The 16,525-nt window shown below is 67.1% G+C and carries 14 protein-coding genes; 3 read left to right on the forward strand and 11 right to left on the reverse strand.

Annotation, left to right across the window (positions count from 1 at the left end):
* Positions 1–22 precede the first annotated feature (22 nt).
* Positions 23–1,309: an isochorismate synthase MenF gene (locus HDC95_RS05760; protein ID WP_259062327.1), complete on the forward strand. Its 1,287-nt coding sequence runs from the start codon at positions 23–25 to the stop codon at positions 1,307–1,309.
* Position 1,310: 1 nt separating this feature from the next.
* Here the strand turns inward: HDC95_RS05760 and HDC95_RS05765 are convergent, their stop codons facing one another.
* The 4 genes from HDC95_RS05765 to HDC95_RS05780 are packed head-to-tail and all read right to left on the reverse strand — an operon-like array spanning position 1,311 to position 5,326.
* Positions 1,311–2,201: a nucleoside hydrolase gene (locus HDC95_RS05765; RefSeq protein ID WP_259062328.1), complete on the reverse strand. Its 891-nt coding sequence runs from the start codon at positions 2,199–2,201 to the stop codon at positions 1,311–1,313.
* A 44-nt stretch (positions 2,202–2,245) separates the two neighbouring features.
* Complete coding sequence (locus tag HDC95_RS05770; RefSeq protein WP_259062329.1) at positions 2,246–3,118, reverse strand: carbohydrate ABC transporter permease; 873 nt, start codon at positions 3,116–3,118, stop codon at positions 2,246–2,248.
* Between the two features lies 1 nt (position 3,119).
* Positions 3,120–4,046 (reverse strand): carbohydrate ABC transporter permease, encoded by a 927-nt coding sequence (locus tag HDC95_RS05775; RefSeq protein WP_259062330.1) that lies wholly within the window; start codon positions 4,044–4,046, stop codon positions 3,120–3,122.
* On the reverse strand, positions 4,046–5,326 hold the full coding sequence (locus HDC95_RS05780) for an ABC transporter substrate-binding protein (protein ID WP_259062331.1): 1,281 nt from the start codon (positions 5,324–5,326) through the stop codon (positions 4,046–4,048). Before HDC95_RS05780 ends, HDC95_RS05775 begins: the two co-directional genes overlap by 1 nt.
* A 170-nt stretch (positions 5,327–5,496) precedes the next feature.
* Here HDC95_RS05780 and HDC95_RS05785 point away from each other — a divergent pair, with 170 nt between their 5' ends.
* Positions 5,497–6,489: a LacI family DNA-binding transcriptional regulator gene (locus HDC95_RS05785; protein WP_259062332.1), complete on the forward strand. Its 993-nt coding sequence runs from the start codon at positions 5,497–5,499 to the stop codon at positions 6,487–6,489.
* An 18-nt stretch (positions 6,490–6,507) separates the two neighbouring features.
* Here HDC95_RS05785 and HDC95_RS05790 read toward each other — a convergent pair whose 3' ends face one another.
* The 3 genes from HDC95_RS05790 to HDC95_RS05800 form a co-directional block, all read right to left on the reverse strand.
* Positions 6,508–7,362, reverse strand: a complete 855-nt coding sequence (locus HDC95_RS05790; RefSeq protein WP_259062333.1) for a PPK2 family polyphosphate kinase — start codon at positions 7,360–7,362, stop codon at positions 6,508–6,510.
* A gap of 66 nt (positions 7,363–7,428) precedes the next feature.
* Positions 7,429–9,102 (reverse strand): 2-succinyl-5-enolpyruvyl-6-hydroxy-3-cyclohexene-1-carboxylic-acid synthase, encoded by a 1,674-nt coding sequence (gene menD / locus HDC95_RS05795; protein ID WP_259062334.1) that lies wholly within the window; start codon positions 9,100–9,102, stop codon positions 7,429–7,431.
* A complete protein-coding gene (locus tag HDC95_RS05800; RefSeq protein WP_259062335.1) occupies positions 9,099–9,446 on the reverse strand; it encodes a PLD nuclease N-terminal domain-containing protein in 348 nt (115 codons plus the stop codon). Before HDC95_RS05800 ends, menD begins: the two co-directional genes overlap by 4 nt.
* A gap of 74 nt (positions 9,447–9,520) precedes the next feature.
* Between HDC95_RS05800 and HDC95_RS05805 the strand changes: the two genes are divergently transcribed.
* Positions 9,521–10,228: a 4'-phosphopantetheinyl transferase superfamily protein gene (locus HDC95_RS05805; RefSeq protein ID WP_259062336.1), complete on the forward strand. Its 708-nt coding sequence runs from the start codon at positions 9,521–9,523 to the stop codon at positions 10,226–10,228.
* Here the strand turns inward: HDC95_RS05805 and HDC95_RS05810 are convergent.
* From HDC95_RS05810 to HDC95_RS05825, 4 genes are all read right to left on the reverse strand, one after another.
* A complete protein-coding gene (locus tag HDC95_RS05810; RefSeq protein ID WP_259062337.1) occupies positions 10,143–11,447 on the reverse strand; it encodes a M1 family metallopeptidase in 1,305 nt (434 codons plus the stop codon). The genes HDC95_RS05805 and HDC95_RS05810 overlap by 86 nt on opposite strands.
* Positions 11,444–15,370: a Pls/PosA family non-ribosomal peptide synthetase gene (locus tag HDC95_RS05815; protein ID WP_259062338.1), complete on the reverse strand. Its 3,927-nt coding sequence runs from the start codon at positions 15,368–15,370 to the stop codon at positions 11,444–11,446. The genes HDC95_RS05810 and HDC95_RS05815 overlap by 4 nt, the downstream gene beginning before the upstream one ends.
* A gap of 8 nt (positions 15,371–15,378) precedes the next feature.
* Positions 15,379–16,002: a hypothetical protein gene (locus tag HDC95_RS05820; RefSeq protein WP_259062339.1), complete on the reverse strand. Its 624-nt coding sequence runs from the start codon at positions 16,000–16,002 to the stop codon at positions 15,379–15,381.
* 98 nt (positions 16,003–16,100) lie between these two features.
* Positions 16,101–16,505, reverse strand: a complete 405-nt coding sequence (locus HDC95_RS05825) for an arsenate reductase ArsC (RefSeq protein ID WP_259062341.1) — start codon at positions 16,503–16,505, stop codon at positions 16,101–16,103.
* Positions 16,506–16,525: the final 20 nt, after the last annotated feature.

A 16,525-nucleotide genomic window follows, 5' to 3' on the forward strand; every position in this document is an offset into this window, starting at 1 on the left:
ATCGGACAACTATTCTGGGGATGTGAGCAGAAGCCTGATCGTGCAGACCCGTGAGATCGATCCGGTCGAGGACCTTCTGGCATACGCGCACCCCTCCGCTCCCCTGGCTTGGCTTCGCCGCGGCGACGGCATCGTCGCGGTCGGCGATTCGATGCCGGCCTTCATCCGCGTCCCCGCGGGCACCGCGCCCATGCGCTCCGAGATGATGGCTGATGCCTGGCGTGAGCTGGCTGCGGCGGCCGAGATCGACGATCCGGTGAATCTACCCGGTACCGGTCTGGTCGGCTTCGGCGCTCTGACGTTCGATGAGGACTCCGCCTCGGACAGCGTCCTGGTCGTGCCCTCCGTCATTCTCGGCAGGCGCAAGGGCCGCGGCTGGATCACACGCATCGCACTCGCCGGCGAAGACCTTCCACAGGATCGACCGGATGCCACGCTCGAGCGACGCGCGTACGGGCCGCACTGGGCGGGCACGCTCGGCCCCGGACAGCAGAGTCCGGACGGATATCAGGCATCGATCCGTGCTGCGCTCGGTCGCATCGGTGAGGGCGAGTTCAGCAAGGTCGTACTCGCACGCGATCTCTCCGGAACGGTCCCCGGTGGCAGCGATCTCCGCCGGCTCGTGCGTGAGCTGTCGACCGGATATCCCGACACATGGACGTTCGCCGTCGACGGCTTGATCGGCGCGAGCCCCGAGACGCTGGTCACCGTGCAGGACGGTGCGGTGACCGCGCGCGTGCTGGCCGGCACCATCGGGCGTGGAGCGGATGCCGATGAGGACAATGCCGCATCCGCATCGTTGGCATCCAGCGTGAAGGACATCGACGAGCACCAGTACGCCGTGCAGAGTGTGCTGATCTCCCTGCGCCCGCACACCAGGGCTCTGGCATCGAGCGAGCAGCCGTTCCTGCTGAAGCTGCCGAACCTCTTCCATCTCGCGACCGATGTGGAGGGCGAGCTGTCGGACGGGGCCTCGGCGCTCGATCTGATCGGCGCGCTGCATCCGACCGCGGCCGTCGCCGGCACCCCAACGAAGGCCGCGATCTCCGCGATCCGCGAGCTCGAGCCGTTCGACCGTGGCCGCTATGCGGGGCCGGTCGGCTGGGTCGACGGCAACGGGAACGGCGAGTGGGCGATCGCGCTGCGCTGCGCGCAGTTCGAGGTCGGATCCCTGCGCGGCACGGACGACGGCACGACGCTCGGCGTCACCGCATACGCGGGTGCCGGAATCGTCGCTGCGAGCAATCCCGAAGCAGAGCTGGTGGAGACCAGGGTGAAGTTCCGCCCGCTGGTCGACGCGCTGGCCTGAGTCACGTACTGGCGACTGTACCGGCCTCGACGATCGCGTCGACGATCCGTTCCGCGACGGCGACCGCGTCGATCCGCTGAACCACGCGGATCGTGCCCTCCCCCGGCTCGAACACCGTGCGCCCTTCTCCGTCACCGACGCGTTCGATCCGAATGCTCCCGGTGTCCGAGAACGCGAACAGCGCCGGCTCGACCAGTGTCAGGACTGTCACTGGGTCATGCGGGACGTTCCACTCCTCGTTCCAGAACCGCCACCACTGCTCGATCTCGGCGACCAGAAGACGACCGAGATCGCCTGCCTCGCCCATCCGATCCACCTGATCCTTGCGTATCTCCACGAAACGCGTGATCTCCAGGCCGGTGATCGTCGTGGGGATGCCGGCCGCGAACACGATCTCGGCGGCCGCCGAGTCACTGCGGAGGTTGTGCTCCGGTTCGTCGCCGACGAAATCTCCCCCCATGATCCAGAGATGGCGGACCGCACCGGCGAATCGATCATCGGACCGGATAGCTGCGGCGATGTTCGTGAGCGGACCGATCGCGACCACGTCGATCTCGCCGGGCTGGGCGATCACGGTCCTGACGAGGAAGTCGACAGCATCCTCGTCCTCGACCCGCTCGGTCTCCAGATCGTCGTACAGCGCGCCCTCGTGCCCTGCCCACCACACCTCACGGCCAGAGAGCGTCGTGTCGCGCCCGGCGTACACCGGCACGTCGCGTCCCGACAGAGCGATGATGCGCCGCGCCAGACGGGCACGGAGCGTGACGTCGCCGTACACCGTCGTCACGCCGATGAGATCGACGTCGCTCAGGCCGAGCAGCTGGCTCAATGCCATCGCGTCGTCGACATCGGTGCCGAGGTCGGTGTCGAGAATGATTCGGTGGGTGCGCATGCGCGTACTCCTATTCCGGCCATGCCAGCGGCATGGCGACAGTGCTACTTGAGTCCGGTCGTGGAGACGGACTGGATGAAGTACCGCTGGAAGCTCAGGATGATCACCAGCGGGATGAGGATCAGGATCACGGATGCCGCGAACAGCACGCCGTAGTCGACGGCGAACTGCCCCTGCAGGTTGGACAGTGCGACCGGACCAACGATGTGCGCGCGATCCGTGCCCATCAAGAGCGGCCATACGTAGGCCTGCCATTGGAACAGGAACAGCATGAGTCCTGCTCCGATGAGCGAGGGCACGGACAACGGCAGGTAGATCCGCCAGAAGACGCCCCACCATCCCAGTCCGTCGAGTCGGGCGGCCTCGATCAGTTCCTCGGGGACGGCGAGGAAGAAGGTCCGCAGCAGAAAGATCGCCATGCCGTTGCCGAGTCCAGGCAGGATCAGCCCGAAGAACGTGTTCTGCAGATTCCAGTCGCGAAACATGTCGGCCAGCGGGATGGCTATCGCGTCGAACGGAATGAGGAACGACAGGATGACGACGGAGAACAGCACGCCGCGGCCTCGAAACTGGAATGCGGCCAGACCATACGCGGCAGTCGCGCAGATCACGAGTCCGAAGACCACCGTCGCCAGGCTGATGAACAGCGAGTTGAGGATGGCCCGTCCCAAGTCGGAGCTCGCCAGAACCACGTAGTTGTCGAACGTGGGGCTGAGCGTGATGAACGTCTGCCATTCGAGCGGGTTGAGATAACGGAAGGTCTCAGCACCGGGTCGCAGCGAGTTGATCGCGGTCCACCACAGCGGAATGAGGAACGCGATCCCGATCGCCGCGCCCAGCACCGAGGTGCCGAAGAGTCCGAGACGGCGCCGCGGGGCACTGCGGCGCACGCGCCGCCCAGCAGTGGTCACAGTCATGTCAGTCCTCCGCCTTCAACAGCCGGAACTGCAACCCGACGATCAGCACGGTGACCAGCACGAGGATCACGACCTCCGCCTGCGCGGTGTTCAGATCTCCCAGCGTGTACGCGCGAGTGAAGATGTCGTACATCAGCAGATTGGTCGAGCCCTCCGGTCCACCCTTGGTGAGGATCTGCACCGGCGCGAACACGAGCAGGTTCGAGACGGTGTCCGCCACCAGCACGAATGCGAGCGGCCGGCGGACGAGCGGGAACGTGATGCTCCACAACTGCCGCCATGACGAGGCGCCGTCCAGCGACGCCGCCTCATAGTACGACCGCGGAACGTCGTTGATTCCCGCGATCAGGAACATCATCCAATAGCCGACACCGATCCACGAGAGCAGGACCATGATGGAGACGAGCGCCTGCTGCGGAGAGGTCAGGAACGGCTGCGGAGGGATGCCGAAGAGATCGAGGAACGCATTGGCCAGGCCATCCGGACGATATATCACGCTCCACATCACCGCGGAGACGGCCGGAGGCACGGCGATGGGCAGAATGACGAGCGAACGCCAGATCTTCGCACCGGCGAGCCGCTTCGTGTAGAGCACGGCGAGCAGGAATGACACGGCGACCTGGATCGGGTTGATCAGCACCGTGAACAGGAGCGTCACGCCCAGGGCACCCTGGAAGTCCGGGCTCGCGAACAGATCGACATAGTTGCCCAGGCCGACGAAGCGATCTCCGCTCAGCAACCCGCTCTGGAACAGGCTCTGCCACAGCGCCACAGCTGCTGGTGCGATGCGAAGGACCAGTAGTGTGATCAGCGCAGGAGCGAGAAAGGCGAGCGCGATCAGCGCCGGACGGCTCCGCCACCGTGGCCTGCGCGCCGCCGCGCCGGTATGGGCGACAGCGCCCATACCGGACGACAGACGCGTCGTCATTACAGTTTTGTCCAAGCGGTTTCGATCTGGCTCGCGGCCTGTTCCAGCCGTTCGGCGGCGTCTGCACCGTTACGGATGTCGGCGAAGGCCTTGTTCATCTCCGCCTCGAACTGCACGTACCCGACCGACGTCGGGCGCGAGACCGCGGTGTTCTCGACTTCGTAGGAGATGAGATCGGCGACGCCCGCCGCGTGCTCACCGCCGAGCTCTTCGAGACCGGGAAGATATTCGGCTTCCGCGTCAGTGTTGGCGGGGATGATCGTCGTCGCCTCCGCCGTCGACAGCGCACCGGCCGCATCGAACGCCGCGAACTCGATGAATTCACGAGCAGCGTCCTTGTTCTTCGACGCAGTGTTGATTCCCCATGACCAGGAGCCTGTCGGCGTCACCGCATCGCCGCCCTCGAAGTACGGCATCGGCGCGACACCCCAGTCGAAGTCGGCATCCGCAGCCATCCGGCCCACATCCCAGGGCCCTCCGACGAAGAAGGCGGCATCGCCGTCGCTGAAGATCGGTGCCGTCTGGAAGCCGCCGACACCGCGCGGGGCGAGTCCGCTGGCGAATGTCTCGCCGTACCAGTTCATCGCCTGCACCCACGCATCGTTCGCGATGTCGGCAGTCAGCATGTCGTCACCGACGATGCCAGAGCCCCCGCCGAGCGATTCCGCGAGAGGCTGCAGCTGGTAGTACGCCTCGATCTGCTCGAGGACCAGGCCGTACGGGGTACCGGCCGCCTGCGCGGCGCGACCTGCCTCTGCGACCTGCTCCCAGGTCCAACGAGCGTCGGGATCCGCGGTGGGTGCCTCGATACCGGCAGCGGTCAGTGCATCGCGGTTGTAGAACATCAGCTGGGTGGAATTCCACACCGACAGCGCCCACATCTTGCCGTCGTACCGGTTGATCTCGTACTGGCCTTCGCTGGTGGCGGCCTTCGCCTCGTCCTCGAGATCGCTGAGGTCTTCGAGGAAGCCCTGTGCCGCGAGCTGGGAGAGATTGGGCTGATCGACGCCGTAGACGTCGATGGTGTCGTCCCCTGCTCCCAGCCGTTGCTGCAGTGTGCTGGAGTACTGATCGAACGGCACCTGCGTGTACTCGACGGTGATGTCGGGGTGCGACGCTTCGAATGCCTCGATGACGGGGGCATAGGTCGCTGGATCATCGGTGCCGAGGAATTGCAACGTCCCGTCAGCGGAGCCGGAGTCGTCCGCGGCGGAACAGCCCGAGATGAACAGTGCACCGATCGCCAGTCCGGCAAGCAACGCAGCTCGTGAACGCTTCATGGGTTCACCTTCCTGATGTCTGTGGGGCGCACTTCTCGACGCCGGATTCTAACCGCATAGACGAAGCGGTTAGATTGAACTCTAAACGACATACCGAGCGCACCGCAAGATGCATCGATCCTGTTAGCATCCATGCAGGTCTAACCGCTTAGCGACCACAGAGGAGAATGATGTCCACCGGACGTGACGTCGCCGCGCTCGCCGGCACTTCCACTGCCGTCGTCAGCTATGTATTCAATAACGGGCCTCGCAATGTGTCTCCCGAGACGAAGGAACGCGTGCTCGCCGCCGCTGCGCAGCTGAACTACCGACCGAACGCGCTCGCTCGCGCCCTGAGCTTCGGCCGGACCGCCACGATCGGACTCATCGTCCCCGATATCGCCAACCCCTACTTCGGTGAGCTCGCCGGAGCACTGGAGGACGCAGCCATCGAACGCGGCGATCTGCTGCTCATCGGCGATTCCCGGCTCAATACGGCCCGCGAAGCCCGGCATATCGCAGCGTTCGTCGAACGGCGCGTGGACTCAGTGGTGATGGTGTCGCTGCTCGATGAGCCGGACTTCTCGGCATTCCAGCAGGCATCGATCCCCGTCGTCGCCCTGCATCCGCTCGCCTCGGACTCGCAGGTCTCCTCCGTGACCATCGACTACGAATCGGCCGCCGAGGCGGCGACCTCTCATCTGACTGAACACGGGTTCGAGAGCATCGGCCTACTCAACGGCCCTGCCCAGTCCGTGGGTGCCGATCAGCACCGTCGCGGCTTCCTCCGTGCCATCGCGGCGAGCGGCCGTGAAATCCGCCACGAGGAGCGCAACAGCGATTCTTCTCGCGCCGCTGCTTCGGCCGTCAGCATCCCTTGGCTGGAAAGCTCCGATCGCCCGCGCGCGATCACGTGCGCGACGGATGAACAGGCCAACGGGGTGCTCCACGCCGCCTATCTGCTGGGTCTCCGAGTTCCGCAAGACCTCGCCGTGATCGGATTCGACGGCACTGAGCACTCGGAGTTCACCGTCCCTCCACTCACAACTGTGCGCCAGCCGATACGCGCCATCGCCGCGCGCTCGATCGAGATCCTCACCGGCGACACTGCTGTCCCCGTGCATGAGTTCGCGGATCATGAACTCGTCGTCCGGGACTCCTGCGGCTGCACGACCCCGCTTTGAGCGACGGCCTGCCCGAGCTCAACTCGCGGCCAGGCGTTTCTTCTCCGCTTCGATGTCGTAATCGGCGGCCGGCCACTGCGGGTCGATGTCCTCCAGCGCTGCCAGCAGCAGTTCCTGCACGGCCAGCCGCGCGTACCACTTGCTGTCGGCGGGCACGACGTGCCAGGGGGCGACCTCGGTCGAAGTGCGGTCGAACACCGTCTGGTAGGCGTCCATGTACTTCGGCCACAGCATCCGCTCGTCGACGTCGCCGGGGTTGTACTTCCAGTGCTTGTCCGGGCGCTCGAGGCGCTCCATCAGGCGTTCCTTCTGCTCCTCCGGCGAGATGTGCAGCATCACCTTGACGATGCGGGTGCCGGATGCGGCCACCTGGGCCTCGAACGCATTGATCGCGTCGTATCGCCGCTCGATCTCGTCCGCGGAGGCGCGCTCGCGCACCTTCCCGATCAGCACGTCTTCGTAGTGAGATCGGTCGAAGACGCCGATGAATCCGGGCTGCGGAAGCCGCTGCTCGATGCGCCACAGGAAGTCGTGCGCCTGCTCCTCCTCGGTCGGCGCTTTGAATGCGGTGAGCGCGATCCCCTGGGGATCGACACCGCCGACGACGTGCCGGACGATGCCGCCCTTGCCCGCGGAGTCCATCGCCTGCAACACCAGCAGCACCGCATCCGTCGTGTCGCCCGTGCGACTCGCCGCATACAGGCGCTCCTGCAGTTCACCGAGCGACTCGGTTCCGGCCGCGAGGTCCTTCACTCCGCTCTTCTTGTCACCGCCGTAGCCGGGGTGGCTCCCTGGAGCGACGTTCGCCAGAAGGAACGCCTCGTCCACTTGCAGGATCTCGGATGCTTCGCCTGACCAGCCTCGTGTGCTCATGCGTACATCCTTCCGTGAACCTGCCGGATCTCGGCACTCCATGCGGTGAATCTGCTCGTCTCGACATCAGTCACGAGGAAGCGGCACCTCGATGAGCTGCCGGCCCCCGGCCGGCGTGGTGAGCGCCTGGTCGAGCGCAGCGCGCGTCGTGACCCGCTGATACGTCCAGCCGTACGCGAGCGCGAGCTGCTCGAGGCTGGTCGTGTGCGGAGTGTAGAAGGCGCGGTCGAGGTCTTCGCGCGGGGCGGACGACGCCACCTCCAGCGAATCGAAGATCGTGCCGCCGCCATCGTTGCCTACGATGACCTGGATGCGTGGCTCCTGCTCGTCCGGCGGCAGCAGCAGCGCACCGATGTCGTGCAGGAACGCGAGATCGCCCAACAGCACCCTGGTGACACCGGCTGCGCCCTCGGCCTGGCTGGCGAGTGCGATGCCCATGGCGGTGGAGATGGTGCCGTCGATGCCTGCCAAGCCTCGATTGGCATGCACCGGCACCTTCTTGCCGCCGAGCACGGCATCGGCGACCCGCACCAACCGCGACGACCCGAACATCAGACGGTCGTGCGGCCACGTCGCACGCCACACGGCATCGACGAGCAGTTCGCGATCGAGGGGACGCCGCACTGCCTCGAGTTCGGTGCGCACCGCGTCTCGGCGAGCGGCGAAGTCGGTCGATGCGAGCCCTTCCTGATCCGGTGCGTTCTCACTGAGGTCGACGACGGATGCCGCAGAGGCTTCCATCCACGCCCCCATCCAGGAGCGGTCGGCTTCGCCGGGGGCGACGGCGACGGATGCTGCGGCCACCGCACGTCCGTTGAGATTCAGTTCCTCACCGCCGGAGCGCACTGCGATCACCTGGACGTCGTCGCGGCGCAGGAGGGCGGTGACCTCGCGGCTGAGGGTGGGATGCCCGAACACCACGGCACGCTGGATCCGGCCACCGAGGATATCGTCGCGCAGCATCTCGCGGTAGCCGTGCACGATGTAGCGGCCGTAGCGTGCGCCGCTGACGATCTCGGCGATCAGCGGCCACGTGCCGGCATGGGCGATCTCCTCGGCCTCTGCTCCGGCATCCGCTCCAGCTATCACCACGGTGCGGAGGCCGCGTGTCAGAACGAACGGCTCCCCCTCCGTCGCTGTCGGCGCAGTCCCTGGAGCGACCTCGGCGCCCTCTGCCAGTACAGCGGAGAGCGGCTCGCGTGACGGAAGGTTCAGGTGCACTGGCCCGGCGACTCCCGAGAGGGCTGTGGGCGCGGCATCCGCCCCCATCGCCGCAGCGACAGCCTTCTCTGCGAGGCCGTCCCACGATCCGTCGCCGGGGACAGCGGCGTCGAGTGAGAGCCGCACGAATGGGTCGAACAGCCCCGGCTGGATCGTCGCCTGATTGGCTCCGACGCCGCGCAGTTCGGGCGGGCGGTCGGCCGTGAGCAGCAGCAGCGGCACACCGGAGTGGAACGCCTCCATCGCCGCGGGGAGCAGGTTCGCCGCCGCCGTACCGGATGTGCAGATGACGGCCGCGGGAACGCGCGTCTCGCGCGAAAGGCCCAGTGCCGTGAATCCGGCGACACGTTCATCGATCCGCACATGCACGCGCACATCGCCTTGCCTGGCGAAGCGGACGGCAGCGAGGGCGAGAGCCTGTGAGCGCGAGCCCGGCGCGATCACGATGTCGCGCACACCGTGCGCGATGACTTCAGCAAGAAGCGATGCCGCGGCATCCGATGCCGGCGACGCCGTCACGATCGCGGCTCAGCCGCCGGCGGGTCTGTCTCGTCGTCCAGGCGGGCGAGTTCCTCTTCGAGCCTACGGATCCGCTCGTCCTGTTCAGTCTTGCCGAGGCTGCGCAGGAACTCAGGGTCATCGTCGGGAGCGGCTCGACGAATGCTCTCCTGATCTCTCGGACGCCGGCGTCCGAGAGCGAACCAGAGGATGCCGCCGAGCACGGGGATGAGAACCACGATCGCGATCCAGGCGGCTTTCGACGCGCCACGGTGCCGCGTCGCCGGCTGCACTGCGCAGTCGACGATGCTGAACACCCAGAAGACGAGGGCCAGGAAGCCCCCGACGATCAATAGTCTCGCCACACCTCCATTCTAGGCGGGTTATCCGCGCCTGGACTCCCGACTCGGAGAGCTCGACTGGGCCTACGCTGAGGGGCGTGATGATCGACGAGACCATTCTGGGTCCGGTGCGGATCGCCTGGACCCGCGCAGTCGACGACGCCGACCTGCTCGATGCGGAGCGAATGCTGGGGCCGTCTCAGAGGATTCGTCACGACGGCATGGATGCCGCGCGGGCGCGCCGATTCGCCACCGGACGACGACTCCTGGAGGCGCTGGTTCCAGGGATCGTGTCGGGCGCCGTTCGCATCGAGAGCGTCTGCGAGCATTGCGGCGGTGATCACGGCCGGCCAGACGCCAAAGGTGCCCCGTTCGCCGTGAGCGTCAGCTACGCCGGAGACATGGTCGCAGCGGCCGCGGTCGCCCTGGAATCGGCATCCGCCGTGGGCATCGACATCGAGCATCGCACTTCGGATGTCGACGCCTCGATGAGCGAGCTGGCGCGCCTGTTCGCGCCCCGCACGCCACCAGGACTGCGCGAATGGACCGAAATCGAAGCCGCGGTCAAGGCCGACGGGCGGGGGCTGCGCGTCCCGCCCTCGGATGTTGCATTCGGCGAGCGCTCCGGAATGCTGCTGCCGGGCGGGCGGGTCGTCCGCGTTCCCGGCCGGGACGAGCGGATCGTGGTCGCTCCCGCTGCCGGCCCGCCGGGCCACATCGTCAGTGTGGCAGTCGTAGAGGCAGCGCCGGAAGCGGCGCCGCCTCCAGCCACGCATGGAACAGGTCGGCGAGCGATGACTCGGTAACCTCTTCGGCCAGATCGATGAAATCAGCCGTCGTCGCGGTGGCCCAGCGGAAGCGCTCGGCCCACGCGCGCAGCAGCCGGAAGAACGACTCGTCACCGACCGTCAGTCGCACGGCGTGGAGGGTGAGCGCACCGCGCTTGTAGATCCGATCGTCGAACATCAAGTCAGGACCGGGTTCGCCGAGGATGACGTCCTGGGGCAGGGCCTCGAGCCGACGGTGATGATCCACGGCCTCAGCGTGCGTGGCACGGCCGCCTGAACGCTCGGACCAGATCCATTCCGCGTAGCAGGCGAAGCCCTCGTTCAACCAGATGTCGCGCCATTGCGACAGGCCGACGCTGTTGCCGAACCACTGGTGCGCGAGTTCGTGGGCGACGAGACGCTCCGATCCACCTTCGCCGTCGACATGATTCGCTCCGAAGATGCCGACGCCCTGCGCCTCGAGGGGAATCTCGAGCTCGTCCTCCGTGACGACGATCCGGTAGTCCGGCAGCGGATAGGCGCCGAACGTCTCCTCGAACACCCGCATCATCTCGGGGAGGTCTGCGAAGTCCGCGAGCACGCGGGCCTCGAGTGCGCGCGGGTAGTGGATCTCGCCCAGCACGCCCTTGAAGTCGATCGGCCTCGCAACGTACCGACCGATCTGCACGGTCGCGAGATATGTGGCCGTCGGGATGTCACGGCCGAAGATCCAGGTCGTCTTCCCGCCGCGGATCGACCGTGACGTGGTGCCGCCTGCAACGACGGTGTAGGCGGAATCAGTGGTGAACGTCAGCTGATAGGTCGCCTTGTCGGAGGGGAGATCGTTGCACGGGAACCATGTCGGCGCCCCCGTCGGCTGCGAGGCGGTGATCACACCGTCCTCGAGCTCCTCCCAGCCGATCGTGCCCCATCGCGATCGGCGCGGCCTCGGAGCGCCGGCGTAGGCGATGGAGACCGCGAACGGGTCACCGGCGGCGAGCGGCGCGGCGAGGGTGATCCGCAGCTTGCGGTCGCTCTGGCGGAACGGCACCGACTTGCCGGAGTCGAGGCGCACCCGTGAGGCGCGCAGCCCCACGAGATCGAACGACAGCGCGCTGGTCGCCGCGTGGACGTATCCGCGCAGCACCGCGGTGCCGCTGAGACGATTCGTCGTCACCTTGTAGTCGAGTTCGAGCTCGTAGTGGTCGACGCTCAGGTTCGCGTCGCCGCTCTGCGCGACGTACGGATCGCCGCTCACAGGTCGGCAGACTGGTACGCGCGGACCTTGACTGCTCGCCACGGTCCGATCGGGTTGCCGCTCCAGCGGCTGCCGACCGGAACGGTCTCGCCGCGCATGACGAGTGACGCGGGGCCGACCGTGGCATCCGCGCCGATCGATGCGGCGGGGAGGATGACGCTGTGCGGGCCCAGCGTCGCCCCGGCTTCGAGGGTCACCGTGTCAGTGCTCATCACCCGATCATGGAACAGATGCGTCTGAACCACACAACCGCGGTTCACGGTCGCTCCGTCTCCGAGCGTCACGAGGTCGGGTTCCGGAAGCCAGTAACTGTCGGTCCAGACGCCGCGACCGACCTCGGCGCCGAGTGAGCGCAGCCACATCGCGAGGATCGGCGTGCCGGCGGCCGCGTTCGCGAACCACGGTGCGGCCACCATCTCCGTGAACGTGTCGGAGACCTCGGTGCGCCAGACGAAACTCGACCACAGCGGATGCTCGCCAGGGCGGATGCGCCCGACGATGACCCACTTCGCAATCGTGCTGATGGCGGCCGCGAACAGACCGGCGAGCATGACGATGACACCGGAGAGCACGGCGGTCATGGCCATGCCCCAGGCATCGATCATCGCAGCGAGCGCGAACAGGACAGCCATTCCCAGCGCACAGCTGACGATCACCGGAATGAAGCGGCACAGCTCCCACAGTGCGCGGGCGACACGCAGCCCGCCGCGCGGACGGTAAGTGCGCTCGAGGTCGGCATCGTTGACCACGCGGCGGAGCCGCATGGCGGGCGAACCGAGCCAGGACGAGCCCGGCTTGGATTTCTCCGGCGCGACCGAGAGCACGGCGACGAGACCGTCGCGTGGCACCCGGTGACCGGGACCGGCCATGCCCGAGTTACCCAGGAACGCGCGCTTGCCGATGCGCGCGCGGTCCAGGCGCATCCATCCGCCCTTGAGCTCATATGCCGCGACCATCGTGTCGTCGGCAAGGAACGCGCCGTCGTCGATCGTCGTCATGGACGGGATCAGCAGCACAGTGGATGCCTCGACCTCGCGACCGACCTTGGCACCCAGCATCCTCAGCCAGATCGGCGTGAACAAACTCGAGTAGATCGGGAACAGGATGGTGCGGGCAGAGTCCAGCAACCTCTCGGTCGACCAGGCCTGCCAGGCGACGCGGCTGCGAACGGCATGGATGCCTTCATCCAGGCCGATCGACAGCAGTCGAGTGAGCACCACGACCAGCACCGCGAGCGTGACTCCGGCAGCGAGCGTCGCCGGTATCAGCCACGCGGCGACAGCCGGCAGAGCCTCGGGGAGCGAAGCGGACCCGCGGATCGCCTGCGCGATCACGAGCAGGCCGACGGCGTACGCGACGAAGGGCAGCAGCGCGAGACCGGCCGACGACAGGCCGTAGGCCCAGAGCCATCTTCGCGGAGCGGCAGGACGCTCCGGCGCGAGCGGGCTGGATGTTCCGCCCACGCGCACCGCAGGAGAGCCCGCCCATCGCTGACCGGCGCGGACTCTGCCGAACACCGCTGACCCCGGTGCGATCTCAGCATCACGACCGATCTTCGTCCCGGGCGCGAGGGTGCTGCGCGCGCCGATCGTGGCGCCCCTGCCGATGCGGATGCCGCCGATGCGCACGGTGTCGCCGTCGATCCAGTACCCCGAAAGGTCGACTTCGGGCTCGATCGCCGCACCTTCCGCGACGTCGAGCATGCCCGTGACCGGCGGCAACGCATGCAGGTCGACGTTCGGGCCGATCTTCGCGCCGAGAGCGCGCGCGTAATACGTCACCCATGGCGCACCGGCCAGGCCGACCGGATCGATCTGGTGGGCGATCTGCTCGGCGAGCCAGAGGCGCAGATGCACTCCTCCCCCGCGGGCATAGTCACCGGGTCGCACTCCTGCGAGCAACAGCCGCGAAAGACCGGCCGAGACGGCCATCCGACCGAACGGGATCACGAAGATCAGCAGACCGATGACGATGACCCACCAGGGCGCGTCCGGCAGGAACTCGAATCCCGGTACGAGCTGCATCAGCCAGCTGCCGGTGAGCAGCCACAGCGTCCAGCGGATGCCGGTGAGGATGAACAACGGCACACCGGCGATGCTCTGCACCCACTGCATGATCCTCGGCGTGGGGTGCGCGGTGCTGAAGGTCGCTTCGACCTCGTCGTCGGAGGCTTCTTCTTCGACGGCATCCGCCATCTGCCGGAGCTTCGGCAGATCGTAGACGTCGGCCATCGTGAATTCGGGCGCGCGGACGCGGATGCGGGAGACGAGCTGAGCGGCGGCGAGGGAGCCGCCGCCGAGCTGGAAGAAGTCGGCCTTCTCATCGGCGGGACGGATGCCGAGCACCGCCAGCCATTGCTCGGAGAGCCACGCCGCGGTGCCCGACAGCGACGAGTCCGAGCCGTCGGTGTCTTCGAGCGGCCAGGGCAGGGCGGCCTTGTCGACCTTGCCGGAGGTGCGCACCGGAAGGTCGTCCATCACGGCGAGGAGCGGGATCAGCGGCGCGGGGAGCGTCTCGGCGAGCTCAGCGCGGGCGGTCTGGCGGTCGAAGCCCTCGGCAGGGACGACGTAGCCGACGAGCAGCGGCACGCCGCCATCGGAACGCTGCACGACCACGGCGGCGGCGGAGACCGCGGACAGCGCCTGCAGCGCGGATTCAACCTCGCCGAGTTCGATGCGGCGACCGCCCACCTTCACCTGGTCATCGGCACGACCCTGGAAGAGGAGACCTGCAGGATCGGCGCGTACGAGATCGCCCGATCGGTAGGCGCGCTCCCAGCCGAGAGACGGCATCGGCGCGTACTTCTCGGCATCCTTCGCAGGATCCAGGTATCGGGCGAGGCCGACGCCTCCGATGATCAGCTCGCCCACCTCACCGTCTGCGACCTGGTTGCCGGCCGAGTCCACGACGGCCAGGTTCCAGCCGTCCAGCGGCAGCCCGATGCGCACAGCGCCTTCGCCGTCGAGCAGCGCCGCGCACGCGACCACCGTCGCCTCGGTCGGCCCGTAGGTGTTCCACACCTCACGTCCGTCCGAGACGAGTCGTGCGACGAGTTCCGGCGGGCAGGCCTCTCCCCCGAAGATCAGGAGGCGGACGTTCTCGATGGCATCCTGCGGCCACAGCGCGGCCAGCGTCGGCACGGTGGAGACGACGGTGATCCCGTGGCCGAGAAGCCAGGGTCCGAGGTCTTCTCCGGAGCGCACCAGCGCTCGCGGTGCAGGAACCAGGCATGCGCCGTAGCGCCAGGCGAGCCACATCTCCTCGCACGACGCGTCGAATGCGACGGAGAGGCCCGCGAGCACTCGGTCGCCAGAACCGAGTGGTGCGTCCTGCAGGAAGAGTCGAGCTTCTGCGTCGACGAAGGCCGCGGCCGAGCGATGTGTGACGGCGACGCCCTTCGGCACACCGGTCGAGCCGGAGGTGAAGATGATCCACGCGTCGTCATCGATGGTGGGTATCTCGACTGTGACGATCGCGCTCGAACTCGGGTGCGGTGATTCTCCGTCGAACAGTGCCCTCGTCGGCGCGTGCGATTCGGCCGCACGCGGCTCGTAGGCGCCCGCTCCGGTGATCACACCGGCGACCCCGGCCTCTCCGAAGACGAGATCCGCCCGCTCCTCGGGGTCATCCGCATCGACCGGCACATAGGCTGCACCTGCGGCCATGATCCCGAGGATCGCGATGTAGAGCTCACGGTCGCCTGACGGCATCCGCACTCCTACGCGGTCGCCCTTCTCCACGCCATTCTCTCGAAGCCGGGCGGCGGTCTGCCAGACGAGCGCCAGCAGCTCGGCATAGCTCAGCGCGCCGTCGGCGTCTTCGAGGGCCGATGCCTGCGGATGCTGCGTGGCCGATGCCCGGAGGATGTCGATCAGCGTGCGCGGAGCGGTCGCAGCGCCGGAGTGGTCGAGATACTCCTGCATCGACGGGTTCAAGCCGACAGAAGAGTGATCAGCTGCGCCTTGTTGAGCCGCGAGAATCCGGTGCGGCTCTCGGCAGCTGCGCGTGCGCGCAGCTGTACGACGGTGAGCGTCGACAGGTCGGATCCCGCGGCCTTCGGAGCCGCAGTGCCCGTGGCTGCGGGCTTGGTCGCGGCAGGCTTCGTCTCCGCAGGCTTCGTCACCGCAAGCTTGGTTGCTGCAGGCTTCGCAACCGCCTCATCAACCGGCTTCACAGCATCCTGCACCGATACGTTGTCGGCCTTGGCAGACTTCTCGGCCTTGGCAGCCTTCTCGGCCTTCTTGACCTTCTTCGCGGCCTCTGCCTGCACCTTCTTCGCGGCCTCTGCCTTCGCCGCGAGCTTGCTCTCGATCTTGTCTGCAGTCTTCTCGATGCGCTCGATCGCGGCGACGGCCTTCTTCTCCACCTTGCGTGGACTGCGCTCGACCTTCTTCTTCGCCTTCGACACGTCCTTGGCGTCGTCGGCGAGTGCGCGCAGCTTCTTCGCGGCCTTCTTCGGGAGCGTCCTACTCAGACGCTTCGCATCCTTCGCGGCCTCGGCCGCGGCATCCAGCGCAGCATTCGCCGACTTCACGGCCTTCGTTGTCTTCGCCATCTTGACTCCCTCAATCCGCATGTCCGCCGCGGATTGTCGGCGTACTGCATGCGGCGCACATCGTACAGGGGCAAGGAAAACAGCTCGGAAACTGCGCGTCAGACCAGCTCGCCGACGAGCGTCTCGATGCGTGCCCGGATGTCGTCGCGGATCGGGCGCACCGACTCGATGCCCTGACCCGCCGGGTCGTCGAGCTTCCAGTCCTCGTACCGCTTCCCGGGGAAGAACGGGCAGGCGTCACCGCAGCCCATCGTGATGACGACGTCAGAGGCCTGCACCGCTTCAGTGGTGAGCACCTTCGGCTGCTCTGCCGTGATGTCGATGTCGAGCTCTGCCATGGCGTCGACCGCGATCGGATTGATCTGATCGGCCGGCATGGATCCGGCGGAACGGACCTCGATGCGGTCGCCGGCGATGTCGCGGAGGAATCCGGCTGCCATCTGCGAGCGGCCGGCGTTGTGGACGCAGACGAACAGGACGGAGGGCTTGGTGGTGTCGGTCATGCTGTCTCCAGGTGTTGAGA

It is taken from the genome of Microbacterium sp. AK031 (assembly GCF_024807145.1).
Classification (GTDB): Bacteria; Actinomycetota; Actinomycetes; order Actinomycetales; family Microbacteriaceae; genus Microbacterium.

Excerpts from the sequence above, each read along its gene's own strand:
- HDC95_RS05790 (WP_259062333.1), bottom strand. The coding sequence starts at position 7,362 with ATGAGCACACGAGGCTGGTCAGGCGAAGCATCCGAGATCCTGCAAGTG.
- HDC95_RS05815 (WP_259062338.1), bottom strand. The coding sequence starts at position 15,370 with ATGCAGGAGTATCTCGACCACTCCGGCGCTGCGACCGCTCCGCGCACG.
- HDC95_RS05780 (WP_259062331.1), bottom strand. The coding sequence starts at position 5,326 with ATGAAGCGTTCACGAGCTGCGTTGCTTGCCGGACTGGCGATCGGTGCA.
- HDC95_RS05765 (WP_259062328.1), bottom strand. The coding sequence starts at position 2,201 with ATGCGCACCCACCGAATCATTCTCGACACCGACCTCGGCACCGATGTC.
- HDC95_RS05820 (WP_259062339.1), bottom strand. The coding sequence starts at position 16,002 with ATGGCGAAGACAACGAAGGCCGTGAAGTCGGCGAATGCTGCGCTGGAT.
- HDC95_RS05770 (WP_259062329.1), bottom strand. The coding sequence starts at position 3,118 with ATGACTGTGACCACTGCTGGGCGGCGCGTGCGCCGCAGTGCCCCGCGG.
- HDC95_RS05785 (WP_259062332.1), top strand. The coding sequence starts at position 5,497 with ATGTCCACCGGACGTGACGTCGCCGCGCTCGCCGGCACTTCCACTGCC.
- HDC95_RS05825 (WP_259062341.1), bottom strand. The coding sequence starts at position 16,505 with ATGACCGACACCACCAAGCCCTCCGTCCTGTTCGTCTGCGTCCACAAC.
- HDC95_RS05775 (WP_259062330.1), bottom strand. The coding sequence starts at position 4,046 with ATGACGACGCGTCTGTCGTCCGGTATGGGCGCTGTCGCCCATACCGGC.